Below are 12,715 nucleotides of genomic sequence, written 5' to 3'. Positions count from 1 at the left end.
TGACGCGACGGACATCGTCGTCGAAGTTGTCGCGAAAAGAGAGGGGATCAGCATGAATGACGATCACACCGGCGCTTGCCTCTGCGGCAGCGTGCGTTTCAAAACACGTGGCCCATTGCGGGAGGTGGTCGCCTGTCACTGCTCGCAGTGCCGCAAGCAGACGGGGCTCTACTACGCCGCGACCAATGTTCCCCTCGACAACATCACGATCGAAGGCGAAGACGCGATCACCTGGTATCGCGCCAGCTCCTTTGCCCGTCGGGGCTTCTGCCGAACCTGCGGTTCGGCACTTTTCTGGGTCGCCGACGACGCCGGGGAAATCTCGATCATGGCTGGCCTCTTCGATAATCCAAGTGACCTAAAGCTGGCCTACCATATCTATTGTGCCGACAAGGGCGATTTTTACGAGATCGGCGATGGATTGCCGCAATACAAGCAAGGGCGGCCGGGATTGCTGACGGCAGGGCCTTCGGACCGACCAGAGGGTGAGCAGTCAATTTATTCGGAACCCTCGAAATCGAAATCATCATCGATCGCGAGACCCGGAGGTCTTTGATGGCCATGGCGAATAGCTCTGATCTCTATCAGATCACCAGCGACTTCGTAGTCGACCAGATAATCTCCCATAGTGAATCTCAGAACGCCGGGGATCGGTAATTCGTCGCTCTGAAAGCCCATTAACGGGAAAAGAAGCAGGTTGGTTTTGAGCCGATTCAGGTCGTCGAGAAAACGGAGAGCTGCAGCCGGACTTCTATCCTTCAGATATTGCGCCTCCGACCTGATGTATGCTCTGGCGCCAGCCGAAAGGCGAACTCGTTTCAAGCGGCCGCCCCTTTGACGACCTTCGCCACTTCACTGATGACATCGTCGAGATCGTATGCTTCGCCATTCGCCATCTCCCGGCGAGCCTTGGCGATCTCCAATACTTCACGACCTTCGGATGCGAGATATGATTTAAGCGCGCGGACAAAAACCCAACTGCGCGTCCGCTCGCAAACCTCAGCGATCTCCTCAATCTCTGCAAGAATGTCAGCGGGAACCCGCAAGGTGATGGGGTCGGAAAGCTCTCTTTGATTTTTCATCTATTTCACCTCCGTTTGTATTACAAAATAGAAGAAGATCGCTGAAAGTCAATTTCCGATCCTGAGTATGGCCTTTGACATCAAATCCCGTTCTTCTGTGCGACGAGCCTGTTCAGTTTCGCTATTTCCTCTCGCACCGCCGACAGCTCTGTCAGGACATGCAAGTCGATCTTCTGATGCAGGGACAGCACTTCCAATTCCGCCTTGAGATTGACTTCGTAATCCTTCGCAGCTTCGAAGCGGTCGCGTTCGGCCTGGCGGTTCTGCGACATCATGATGATCGGGGCCTGGATGGCGGCGAGCATGGAGAGGACGAGGTTGAGGAAGATGAAGGGGTAGGGGTCGAAGGCGCGGGTCATGAGCACGATGGTGTTGACGACGCACCAGACGACGAGGAAGGCGAGGAACGCCAGAATGAAGGACCAGGAGCCGCCCACGCGTGCAATACCGTCTGCGAGGCGTTCGCCGGTGGATGCCTCGGCTGAAAAGGCGGCGTTGATATCGGTGGAAACGATTTTCCGCTCATGCGCCTTTTTCAATACGCGTTTTTCGATCTCGCCGAGCTCCTCGGCCGTCTTGTCGAAATGCTGATGAACGAAATTGGGTAGATTATACATGGGAACACTCCGAAGACTTGGTCAATTTGGCCGCAAGTATTCGACTGCCCGCAGGAAATGCAATGCAAAAAGGGTCGCAGTCTAGCTGCTTTGGTCTGCCAGCAAGACATGCGACGGGAAGAACCGGTCGAGCCCATATTCGTGTCCGAACATCGCGTCATGCTGTAGATAGCGATACTCGCGCATCAGCGGATCGAGATTTTGCTCCTTGCGAGCCCAATCCGGAAAAGCCTGATTGTCGCGCGTCGCCAATTGGTAACGGTCGACGATGGTGTATTTCTTCTGCAGGCGGCCGAGAAAGCCGGTGTAGAACGGGTGCTCGTAGCCGGCGGTCTTGAGGATGTGATAGGGCAGTTGCGACGGGCTGATCGTCCCGACATCCTTGCGCACGCCCTTTTTGCTCGACCAGATGACCAGTGGCGTTTCGTGCTCACGCTTCATGATGTCGAGTGGCGCTTTTCGGGTCGCCACCTGCTCGGGCATGTAATTCGTATCCGGATAGACCGTGCCAAGCGGCGGCAGGTGATCGCCCCAGAGGACGATGATGGTCTCACGGTCGCGCTTAGACGCCCAATCCATCAGCATTTTCAAGCTCTGGTCGGCTTCCCGCACGCCTTGCGTATAGGTCGCAAGCGTGTCTCGATCGGCGTCGCTCAGATCGCCTTTGATATCGACCGTGTTTTCCGCATAGCGATGCGGTTCGTACGGGCCGTGGCCCTGTAGTGTGACGGCGAAGAAGAAGAACGGCCGCTCCATGGCATCGCCCTCGCGCATGATCTCCTTCATCAGCGAGTCGTCGGAGGCGAAAAGGCCGCGCTTCTCCATGGGTGGCATGGTCTCCTCGGTGCGGAACTCCTCGAAACCGAAAGCCTTGTAGACTTCGTTGCGGTTCCAGAACCAGCCGCTGAATGGATGGATGGAACGCGCGGCATAGCCTTCGCCGCGAAAGAAGGTGGCCAGCGACGGCATCGGCCGGCGGACATATTGCTGATAGGGGATGCTGCCATAGGGCAGGAAAGCGTTGGAGAAGCCGGTCAGAGCTTCGAACTCGACATTGGCGGTMATGCCGCCGAATTCGGGGGAGAAGACATAGCCCGACTGCGCCACGCGGATGTTCGGCATGGGGTCGGGCGTAAAGGTCAGACCGGAAAGCCTGGTCGGGTCCCAGAAAGACTCGCTCATCAGCATGATGATGTCAGGTTTTTCGCGTGGGCCGGAAAGATAGCCATAGTTGCGGGCAGGTATGGCATCGATCACATTTTGCCCATAGCCCGCAGGCGCTTTGACGTCGGCCATCGGCAGGTTCAGCGAGAAGGCGATGATGAAGCCGTTGTAACCGTAGTTTTCCTTCTGATCCCAGACGATGGGGATGATGCGCAGCTTTTCCCTGATGAAGGAATTTTGCGTCGGATCCATCTGCGAGACGAAGACGGCCATGAATGGCAGGCAGACGGACAGCCGCGCGATCCTTGCATTGCGCGAAAGCGCTGTCGCATGTCGCCAAGTATAGCGCCAGAGAAGGGCGAGTCCGACGATCGAGGCGATAATCCCGAGAGCGACGGCAACCGCCGTCCACGGCCGCTCGCGCACGATCACCGGCATGAGTTCCAGGATCTGATGCGCAAAAAGGAAGTCCGAAGGATAGAGCGGATCGGAAAGATAATGCTGCTTCTGATTGGAGATAAAGGCCGGAACCAGGACGAGGGGCACAACCAACAAGATCGATTGGTGCGCCCGGCCGAACATGGCGTCAAGCACCAGCATCAGCAACATGACGATGCCGACCGTGGTGAAGCCGGGATGGATCGGCGACATGAAATAGTCGGGGAGATCCGTCAGCTCACCGCGCGCGACCCATTCGACCACGACGATGGTGGAAAGTGCGAGCAGGAAGGTCAGAATAAGGCTGAGAAGCTGACGTAAAGCCGTCTGTTGTCGGCTCGCGGCACCAAGCTTTTGTAGAGGGGCAAATCTGCCTGCCAACGCAGAACTGGGGACCAGCGCGACCAAAGGTCTCTCCAATTTAATAAAACCTTTATATAATTGTCACCTCTCTGTCATGAACGGCAGGTGAACCGCAAGGCTCCCTTAGTATTTTTCGGTGGTAAAATACGTCCTTTGCGAGCACCGCGATCTTTGACACATGGAGAGGGCGGAAGGCGGTTGCGGAACGGGGTTGCGCTCGCTAAATATATGGCATGACAGAACAAAGCCCCATCACCCAGACCATCCGCATCGCTGTCGCCCAGCTTAACCCGACGGTCGGCGATGTCTCCGGCAACCTTGCAAAAGCGCGGGAAGCGCGGGCTGAGGCGGCGCGCGAGGGCGCTCAGCTTGTGCTGCTGACGGAGCTGTTCATCTCCGGTTATCCGCCGGAGGATCTGGTGTTGAAACCGGCCTTTATCCGCGCCTGCCGGAAGGCTGTGGAGAGCCTTGCGGCCGATACCGCCGATGGCGGGCCGGGCGTCGTCATCGGCTTTCCGCGTCAGGACGAGACCGGTCGCTACAATTCGGTGGCCGTGCTCGATGGCGGCAAGATTATCTTCGTCAGGGACAAGGTTGATCTGCCGAACTATGGCGAGTTCGATGAGAAGCGGGTCTTCGACGAAGGGACCATTGCGGGACCGGTTAATTTTCGCGGCGTTCGCATCGGTATTCCCATTTGCGAGGAGATCTGGAACGATCTCGGCATCTGCGAAACGCTGGCTGAAAGCGGAGCGGAAATTCTTCTCGTTCCGAATGGCTCTCCCTATTATCGCGGCAAGGTCGATGTCCGTCATCAGGTTGCGCTACGGCAGGTGATCGAGTCAGGCCTGCCGCTCATCTTTGCCGCCCAGGTTGGCGGTCAAGACGAACTGGTTTTCGACGGCGCAAGCTTCGGCTTCAACGCTGACAAGTCCTTGGCCTTCCAGATGAGCCAGTTCGAAACCGCATTGGCGGTGACGACCTGGAAGAAGAACGGCAATGGCTGGCACTGCGCCGAAGGCCCGATGGCCCATATTCCGGAGGGTGAGGAGGCGGATTACCGCGCCTGCCTGCTGGGCTTCCGCGACTACGTGAACAAGAACGGCTTCAAATCGGTCGTGCTTGGCCTTTCCGGCGGCATCGACTCGGCGATCTGCGCCGCCATCGCCGTCGACGCACTCGGCGAAGAGCGGGTGCGCACCGTTATGCTGCCTTACCGTTATACCTCGCAGGATTCGCTGAAGGATGCGGCCGATTGTGCCAAGGCGCTCGGCTGCCGCTACGACATCGTGCCGATCGAGGAGCCGGTGACCGGCTTCACCTCAGCGCTTTCGGATCTGTTCGAAGGCACCGACAGCGGCATCACCGAGGAAAATCTGCAGAGCCGTGCCCGCGGCACCATTCTCATGGCGATTTCCAACAAGTTCGGCTCGATGGTGGTGACCACGGGCAACAAGTCGGAAATGTCGGTCGGCTATGCCACGCTCTATGGCGACATGAACGGCGGCTTCAATCCGATCAAGGACCTCTACAAGATGCAGGTCTATGCGCTGTCGCGCTGGCGCAATCTGCATGTGCCGCCGGGCGCGCTTGGCCCATCGGGTGAGGTGATCCCGTTCAACATCATCGACAAGGCGCCGTCCGCCGAGCTGCGGCCTAACCAGACGGACCAGGATTCGCTGCCACCCTATCCGGTGCTCGACGATATTCTGGAATGCCTGGTGGAAAAGGAGATGGCGGTCGAGGAGATCGTTGCGCGTGGGCATGATGTTGCCACTGTCCATCGCGTCGAGCATCTGCTCTATCTCGCCGAATACAAGCGCCGCCAGTCGGCGCCAGGCGTGAAGATTACCAAGAAGAATTTCGGTCGCGATCGACGCTATCCGATCACCAACCGGTTCCGCGATCGTTGATCGCTACGCCCCGCGGCAAGTGGAGAGCCAATGCGCAGTTCGGTCGAGATCTACAACATCCGTACCGGTGAAAGCCGGGTCGTCTGGCAGACTGAGCGGCTGGTCGAGGCGCCGAATTTTTCGCCGGATGGGCGCTATCTGCTGCTGAATGGCGATGGCCTGCTTTATCGGCTCGCGCTCGATGGCAAGGCCGAGGCCGTTCAAGTCGATACCGGTTTTGCGACGCTCTGCAACAACGACCATGGCATATCGCCCGACGGTTCGCTGATCGCCATTTCCGACAAGACGGAACATGGCAAGTCCTGCATCTATGTCCTGCCCGCCGAGGATGGCACGCCACGGCAAGTGACGCGCAATCTGCCCTCTTATTGGCATGGCTGGTCGCCCGATGGGCAGCGGTTTTCCTATTGCGGCATTCGCGACGATGTCTTCGATATCTACACGATCTCTATCGATGGCGGCGAAGAGACGCGGCTGACGCATGGCGAAGGCCGCAATGACGGGCCTGACTATTCCGCCGATGGGCAATGGATCTATTTCAACTCCAGCCGCACCGGCCTGATGCAGATCTGGCGCATCCATCCCGATGGTACCGGGCTGCAGCAGATAACCAACGACAATTACGGCAACTGGTTCGCCCATCCGTCGCCGAAGAACGACAAGGTCGTGCTGATCTCCTACGACCCCGATGTCTTCGACCATCCGCGCGATCTCCATGTCCGGCTGCGGCTGATGGATATGGATGGCGGCAATCTCACAACGCTGTTCGAGCTTTTCGGCGGACAGGGGACGATCAATGTGCCGAACTGGTCACCGGATGGTGACGAGTTCGCCTATGTCCGCTACGAGCCGGCCTGATCTCTCTGGACAGGTCAGATGGCTCGCTATAAGTTCCGGATCGTTCGCAGGGCGCATCCGATCCGCGGGAAGGGCAAGGCCCACCTGATGCATAGAACGTAAGACTGCCACACCTCTTTTCAGTCTGTGGGCGCGGATACCGGACGTGAATGAAAGGAGGTCTTTCGTGACCACGCGCTCTCTGGCGGGCAATGCCACCGTCGATTCCCTGAAAAAACAGGCCAAGGCCTTTCTGAAAGCCGTTCATTCCGGCGAGGCAGCGGCACGCAGTCGTGTCCAGCCGTATTTCGCCAATGCCGCCGAAGTCGGGCTTCAGGAGATCCAGCTTGTTCTTGCCCGCGAGTATGGCTTCTCAAGCTGGACAAAACTCAAAGCGCATCTGGAAAGCGCCAATCGCGAGCAAACGCCTCGCGATCAGCTCGCCAACCAATTCCTGTCGCTGGCGACGGTTTCCTACTTCCCTCATATCCCGGCTGATCCGGTACGCTTCGATGAGGCGCGGCAATTGCTGGAGGGTAACCCTGAGCTTGCCGAGGACAGTATCTACATTGCCGCGGCACTTGGCGACGCCGCCGGTGTGGCGCGCTGGCTCGATCGGCAGCCGCAGCTTCTTGATCGGAAAGGCGGGCCTTACGATTGGTCGCCCTTGCTCTATGCCACCTATGCTCGCCTGCCTGGCCACTCCAGCTTGCCGGCGGCGCGGGTCCTGATAGAGCGTGGAGCGGATCCCAACGCCTTCTTCCTCGACGGCGGTCAATATCGCTTCACGGCATTGACCGGTGTTTTCGGAGAGGGAGAAGCCGGCAAGGTCAGGCAGCCGCCGCATCCCGACTGCGAGGCTTTCGCGCGCCTTTTGCTCGACGCCGGCGCGGAGGTGAATGACAGCCAGGCGCTCTATAACCGGATGTTCGAGCCCGACAATTCCTGCCTGGAATTGCTGCTTGAGTACGGGCTTTCCGCTGTCGACAAGAACAATTGGCTGGTGCGCGAAGACGGTCTGATGGTGGCGAATTCGCAGACGGTGTTCGACTATCAACTGGCTTGGGCCTGCGAGAAACGCATTGGCGCGCGCGTCAGGCTGCTGGTCGAGCATGGGGCTGACGTTAACAAGCCGGTCAATGGCCGAACGCCTTTTGAATGGGCACGGATCGGTGGCGACAAGGATCTTGCGCTGTACCTTGTGCAAAAGGGCGCTGTTGCCGTTCGGCTCAAGACGGAGGACTGGGTTTATATCCAGATTATGACCGGTAATATGCCCGTCGATCTCGGGATATTTGCAGATCACATAAAGAGAATAGCGCGTGAGCTCGACATTCCCGAAGCGATGCAGCGGATTTACCCCGCGATGCTGCACGAAGCGGCGGGGGACAATGCCTTCGAGCCGGTCCGCCGGATGCTTGCTCTCGGCTTCGACGTCAACGCCATGACCAGCCGCACGCCGCTGCATGAGGCTGCCCTGCATGGCTATATCGACATGGCGAAGCTGCTGATCGAACATGGGGCCGACACCACCATCCGCGATCCCTATTACTATTCACCGCCGATCGATTGGGCGGAATACAACGGCAAGGAGGAGATGGTCGAATTCCTGAAGACGAAGCCGCTCGATGTCTTTGCGGCTGCCGCCTTTGGCCAAGTTGAGCAATTGGCCGCGCGTCTAAAAAAACATCCTCATCAGATCAACGTCCGCTTCGGCGATTTTCGTCCACACGGGCAGGCGAGCGCAGACCGCGACTGGTTGACGCCGCTCGGCTTTGCCATCCTCAATGCTCAGGTCGATGCGATGCGCTTTCTGCTGGAGCGCGGCGCCGATCGTTCGGTGAGAGATGCATCCGGCCTCTCGTACCGGGATCTGGCGCGGGAAACGGGCGATGAGGCGATCGTCTCGCTGCTCAAAGCGGCTATTGTGCCGGCTGCGGACCGGCCGCTTTCGGATGTTTGAGATCGATGCCACCTTGGTCGGTCGCGAGGAATTGCGGTCCGACCTGGCGCACCTTGTTTGCCGAGGGATCGTAAGGCCGGTCCGCCGGCATTTGTCTGGGTTGAATCTGGGTGACTGCCGGCGCCGAGGTCGTCGGCATCTGCCGTTGCGGCAACGTCGCGTCCGGCTGGGGCTTCCGCGTCTCGATTGACGTGACCGAGCTTTCGGGTTGCGCCAGCGACTGCTCTTCAGGTGTGTAAGGCTCCTGCTTCAACCGGGTGTTGATAACAGTGTCCGGCTCGGCTGACGCGGGAGCGTTGCAGCCATTGCGTTGCATGGTAGCGAGCAATTGGCGGCGTTGTGCCCCTTCGGCGTCGACGCGGGTCAAGCTCAACTCGCGCTCATCCATCAGTGAACCAAGGTCCTGCTGCATCCGGTCCAGCGACGTCTGCATCTCATCGCAGGCGCCACTATCCCCGGAGCCGGAACCGAAGATCACCACGCTGCTGTCGGAAGCACAGCCCTGATTGCGCATATCGCTCTTTAGCTGCCGGATCATGAGATTCTGTTGGGCGATAGCGCGCGAAAGCTGCCGTGTCTCGGCGCTGGCACCGACAACCTGCGTGATATTGGCAAACCGGCCGTGCAGTTCGTCGCAGAGCGTATTCGTCTGCGCCGAAGCCGGCGATGCAACCAAGAGGGACAACAAAAGACAGGAGAAGGAATTTCTGCCGCGGTTCACGATTTTGCTCTTCGAAAGCGGTTCGACTTTGAGAAAGAATACAGCGTGGAGCTTAACAACGTCCCTATCAGAAATACACTTCTGGTAGGAGGATTCCTGCGAAATGATCAAAGACGGAGCATGGCTTCGCCTCTTGTCGCCGTTTGGTGACTTTGCCAGGCAAATTTTCGACACAATCGGAAACCGACCGCCATGAGCCCGTCGGACCGCCTCAGAAGACGGTCCGACAAGGTTGTTGCCTCAATTCGGCTGGGAAGCCTCGACCACAGCAAGGGCCGCCATATTGACGACGCCGCGCGACGTGACGGACGGCGACAGGATGTGGGCGGGGAGCGCCGTGCCGAGAAGGATCGGGCCGACATGCAGGCCGTCGGTCATGGTCTTGACCACGCCGAGGGTGATGTTGGCGGCGTCGAGATTTGGGAAGACCAGCAGGTTTGCTTCGCCGGTAAGCGTGCTGTCCGGCATGACGTGACGGCGCAGGCTTTCGGAGATGGCGCTGTCGCCATGCATTTCGCCGTCGACTTCCAGCTCCGGTGCCATTTCGCGGACAAGCGCCAGGGCATTGCGCATCTTGGTCGCGCTTTCCGATTCCCGCGACCCGAAATTCGAATGCGAAACGAGAGCGGCCCGCGGCGAAATGCCGAAGCGTTTGATTTCTTCGGCTGCCAGCACCGCCGACTCGGCGATCTCCTCGGCATTCGGATTAAAGGTGACATAGGTGTCGGTGTAGAAGGTCGCGCCGCGCTGCGAGATCAGCAGGCTGAGCGCCGAGAAATCGCGAACATCGGGGCGTTTGCCGATGATCTGGCGTACGACGCGCAGATGGCGTTCGTAACGGCCTTCGAGGCCGCAGATCAGCGCATCGGCCTCGCCGCGCTTCAGCGCCAGGGCGCCGATGACGGTGGTGTTGGTGCGCACGATCGTTCGCGCTGCTTCCGGAATGACACCGCTGCGGCCGACCAGCGAGAAATAGAGCTCGACATATTCGCGGAAGCGCGGATCGTCTTCCGGATTGATGACGGCGAAATCGGTATTCGGCCGGATCTTCAAGCCATAGCGCTTCAGGCGGGTCTCGATAACGGACGGACGTCCGATCAGGATCGGAACCGCAGTGCCTTCTTCAAGAAGAACCTGGGCAGCGCGCAGCACGCGCTCATCCTCGCCTTCGGAGAAGACGACGCGCTTGCGCTCCGCGGTTTTGGCTGCGGCGAAAATCGGCTTCATGATGAAGCCGGAGCGGAAGACGAAGCGGTTGAGTTCGTCCATATAGGCGTCGAAATCGGCAATCGGGCGCAGGGCCACACCGCTTTCGGCCGCGGCTCTCGCAACGGCGGGCGCAATGCGCAGGATCAGACGCGGGTCGAAGGGCGAGGGGATCAGGTAATTCGGCCCGAAGACCGGCGTTTCGCCGGTATAGGCGCGTGCGGCAACATCGGACGGCTCCTCGCGGGCAAGCGACGCGATGGCGCGCACTGCGGCCATCTTCATTTCCTCGTTGATCGTCTTGGCGCCGCAGTCGAGCGCGCCCCGGAAGATATAGGGGAAACAGAGGACGTTGTTGACCTGGTTCGGAAAGTCCGAACGGCCGGTGCAGATCATCGCGTCCGGTCGGGCGGCACGGGCGAGATCCGGCATGATTTCTGGTGTCGGATTGGCGAGCGCCATGATCAGCGGCTTCTCCGCCATCTGCTCCAACAGCTCAGGCTTCAATACGCCGGCGGCAGAGAGGCCGAGAAAAACATCGGCGCCGGGGATCGACTCGGCAAGCACGCGCTTATCGCTCTTCTGGGCATAAACGGACTTCCATTCGTCCATCAGCTCGGTACGGCCTTCATAGACGAGGCCTTCGATATCGTGGACCCAGATGTTTTCACGCTTGGCGCCGAGGATGACCAGCAGGTTGAGGCAGGCAAGCGCCGCCGCGCCGGCGCCCGAAGCAACGATCTTGACGTCTTCGATCTTCTTGCCGGCCAATTCAAGCCCGTTGAGAATAGCGGCGGCAACGATGATGGCGGTACCGTGCTGATCGTCGTGGAATACCGGGATCTCCATCTTTTCGCGCAGACGACGTTCGACGTCGAAGCACTCGGGCGCCTTGATGTCTTCCAGATTGATGCCGCCGAAGGTCGGCTCCAGCGCGGAAATCGCGCTGACCATCTCATCGACGGTGGGTGCGGCAACTTCGATGTCGAAGACATCGATGCCGGCGAATTTCTTGAAGAGTACAGCCTTGCCTTCCATTACGGGCTTGGAGGCAAGCGGACCGATATTGCCGAGACCGAGGACGGCCGAACCGTTGGAGATGACCGCGACGAGATTGCCGCGCGAGGTGTAGTCGAAGGCCGTTTCCGKATTGTCGCGGATGGCAAGGCAGGGCGCGGCAACGCCGGGAGAATAGGCAAGCGCCAGGTCGCGTTGGTTGCCGAGCGGCTTCGTCGCCTGGATTTCCAGCTTGCCGGGACGGGGATAGCGATGAAAGAAGAGAGCCTGGTCGTCGAGATTGCCACTCGCCATGTTCTTGGCTGCCTTCGATGTGTCGTGCGTATCCATTACGCTCCTCCATTCCTGCTTGCGCGCTCGCGTTTGATTCCCCCTGCATACATCAATCACCCAGGGTGCACAGTATGCAATTGACGCGGACAGAAGGTTTTTTGTCGCGTCGTTTTCAGAATTGTTTTTCCGGTCCGCAAACGCTGACTTCCGGACCCGATGGTAAGCGAAGGGCGAAAATGCGTCACATGGGGGTCACGGCGCTGGCCTATGAGGGCAAAAACGGAGGAACGCTCATGACCCTCATCGCTTCCCACCGCGGCGGTACGCATCTGTGGCCTGAAAACACCCGGCTCGCCTTTTCCGAAACCGCCAAGCTCGATGTCGATCTCGTCGAATTCGATGTGCACCAGACGCGTGACAACAAGCTTGTCATCCATCACGACGCGTTGATCGACCGCATGACGGATGGCAAGGGCGCGATCGCCGATTTCAGCTATGACGAACTGATGCGCCATATCGTCATCGGCAGTGGCGGCGAGACCATTCCGACACTTGCCCAGACCATCGATATCTTCGGGCCGTCCGCGGTCGACCTTCGCTTGGAGATCAAGGCGAGGCCGGACGGAAAACCCTATGAAGGCATGGAAGGCCGTATTGCGGACGAGCTGTTGGCGACCGACATGCTGCAGCGGACAATGGTGACCAGTTTCGCGCTCCCGCGCCTGGAGGTTTTCAGCGTCGCGCTGGAGGAGCGTGGCCTGAATGCCGGCGAACTTCTGGGCCTTATCTTTCTCTGTTCGCCCTTGATGGTCGCGCAAATCGGCTGGAGAGGCGTCATTGCCGCACTCGGCCGGTTTGGCGTCCGCGAGATTGCCTTGCGGGCCGAGTCCATCGATGCCGAAGTAACGGAGTTCTTTCGGAAAAACGGCGTGACGGTGCACGGCTGGGCGGCTCACACCAGCGAGGCAGCAAAGGCGATGTTTCGCCTCGGTGTCGCAAGTTTCACAACCGATCGCCCAGATCTCGCCATAGCTGCAAAGCGCGGCTGATCTTGCGCGATAGTCCTATCGCACAGGATTTGTCATCATCCTGAAACACGAGTCTGGTTTTGGAATAGCCAA

General features: G+C 59.1%; 10 protein-coding genes and 1 pseudogene. 5 read left to right on the top strand and 6 right to left on the bottom strand.

The genetic code is table 11. From position 1 onward, the window contains the following. Positions 1-52: 52 nt before the first annotated feature. Positions 53-475 (top strand): annotated as a pseudogene (locus QD357_RS02845) (GFA family protein); the annotation flags it as partial. Between the two features lie 23 nt (positions 476-498). On the opposite strand, the gene QD357_RS02840 reads toward QD357_RS02845, so the two are convergent. The 4 genes from QD357_RS02840 to QD357_RS02825 all read right to left on the bottom strand — a co-directional run bounded on the left by QD357_RS02840 (position 499) and on the right by QD357_RS02825 (position 3,709). Beyond that, complete coding sequence (locus QD357_RS02840; protein ID WP_107108256.1) at positions 499-822, bottom strand: type II toxin-antitoxin system RelE/ParE family toxin; 324 nt, start codon at positions 820-822, stop codon at positions 499-501. Beyond that, a complete protein-coding gene (locus QD357_RS02835) occupies positions 819-1,082 on the bottom strand; it encodes a CopG family ribbon-helix-helix protein (protein ID WP_107108255.1) in 264 nt (87 codons plus the stop codon). The genes QD357_RS02840 and QD357_RS02835 overlap by 4 nt, the downstream gene beginning before the upstream one ends. Before the next feature lie 80 nt (positions 1,083-1,162). Beyond that, complete coding sequence (locus QD357_RS02830; RefSeq protein ID WP_107108254.1) at positions 1,163-1,699, bottom strand: DUF1003 domain-containing protein; 537 nt, start codon at positions 1,697-1,699, stop codon at positions 1,163-1,165. An 81-nt stretch (positions 1,700-1,780) separates the two neighbouring features. Further along, positions 1,781-3,709, bottom strand: coding sequence for an LTA synthase family protein (locus tag QD357_RS02825; RefSeq protein WP_414124023.1), 1,929 nt, complete (start codon positions 3,707-3,709; stop codon positions 1,781-1,783). A 188-nt stretch (positions 3,710-3,897) separates the two neighbouring features. On the opposite strand from QD357_RS02825, the gene QD357_RS02820 reads away from it, so the two are divergent. The 3 genes from QD357_RS02820 to QD357_RS02810 all read left to right on the top strand — a co-directional run bounded on the left by QD357_RS02820 (position 3,898) and on the right by QD357_RS02810 (position 8,377). Continuing rightward, positions 3,898-5,577, top strand: coding sequence for an NAD+ synthase (locus QD357_RS02820; RefSeq protein WP_107108252.1), 1,680 nt, complete (start codon positions 3,898-3,900; stop codon positions 5,575-5,577). Positions 5,578-5,607: 30 nt separating this feature from the next. Next, complete coding sequence (locus QD357_RS02815) at positions 5,608-6,435, top strand: TolB family protein (RefSeq protein ID WP_107108251.1); 828 nt, start codon at positions 5,608-5,610, stop codon at positions 6,433-6,435. Positions 6,436-6,601: 166 nt separating this feature from the next. Beyond that, entirely contained in the window at positions 6,602-8,377 is a 1,776-nt protein-coding gene (locus tag QD357_RS02810) for an ankyrin repeat domain-containing protein (protein WP_107108250.1), read from the top strand. Here QD357_RS02810 and QD357_RS02805 read toward each other — a convergent pair. Together QD357_RS02805 and QD357_RS02800 are read right to left on the bottom strand one after the other, a co-directional pair. Further along, positions 8,337-9,098: a hypothetical protein gene (locus QD357_RS02805; protein ID WP_107108535.1), complete on the bottom strand. Its 762-nt coding sequence runs from the start codon at positions 9,096-9,098 to the stop codon at positions 8,337-8,339. The genes QD357_RS02810 and QD357_RS02805 overlap by 41 nt on opposite strands. 240 nt (positions 9,099-9,338) lie before the next feature. After that, positions 9,339-11,651 carry an NADP-dependent malic enzyme gene (locus QD357_RS02800; protein WP_414124022.1) on the bottom strand — a complete coding sequence of 771 codons (2,313 nt, stop codon included), beginning with the start codon at positions 11,649-11,651 and terminating at the stop codon, positions 9,339-9,341. Between the two features lie 236 nt (positions 11,652-11,887). On the opposite strand from QD357_RS02800, the gene QD357_RS02795 reads away from it, so the two are divergent. Continuing rightward, complete coding sequence (locus QD357_RS02795; protein WP_181316062.1) at positions 11,888-12,643, top strand: glycerophosphodiester phosphodiesterase; 756 nt, start codon at positions 11,888-11,890, stop codon at positions 12,641-12,643. The last annotated feature ends 72 nt before the right edge of the window (positions 12,644-12,715 follow it).

Source organism: Rhizobium sp. BR 317, assembly GCF_047445835.1.
In the GTDB taxonomy this organism is placed as follows: Bacteria; Pseudomonadota; Alphaproteobacteria; order Rhizobiales; family Rhizobiaceae; genus Rhizobium; species Rhizobium paranaense.
The sequence above is the reverse complement of the archived record's forward strand: the minus strand, read 5'-3'. Positions and strand labels throughout refer to the sequence as shown.

Bases quoted from the DNA above. Each gene is read 5' to 3' on its own strand.
- QD357_RS02835 (WP_107108255.1), bottom strand. From the start codon at position 1,082: ATGAAAAATCAAAGAGAGCTTTCCGACCCCATCACCTTGCGGGTTCCC.
- QD357_RS02830 (WP_107108254.1), bottom strand. From the start codon at position 1,699: ATGTATAATCTACCCAATTTCGTTCATCAGCATTTCGACAAGACGGCC.
- QD357_RS02820 (WP_107108252.1), top strand. From the start codon at position 3,898: ATGACAGAACAAAGCCCCATCACCCAGACCATCCGCATCGCTGTCGCC.
- QD357_RS02815 (WP_107108251.1), top strand. From the start codon at position 5,608: ATGCGCAGTTCGGTCGAGATCTACAACATCCGTACCGGTGAAAGCCGG.
- QD357_RS02795 (WP_181316062.1), top strand. From the start codon at position 11,888: ATGACCCTCATCGCTTCCCACCGCGGCGGTACGCATCTGTGGCCTGAA.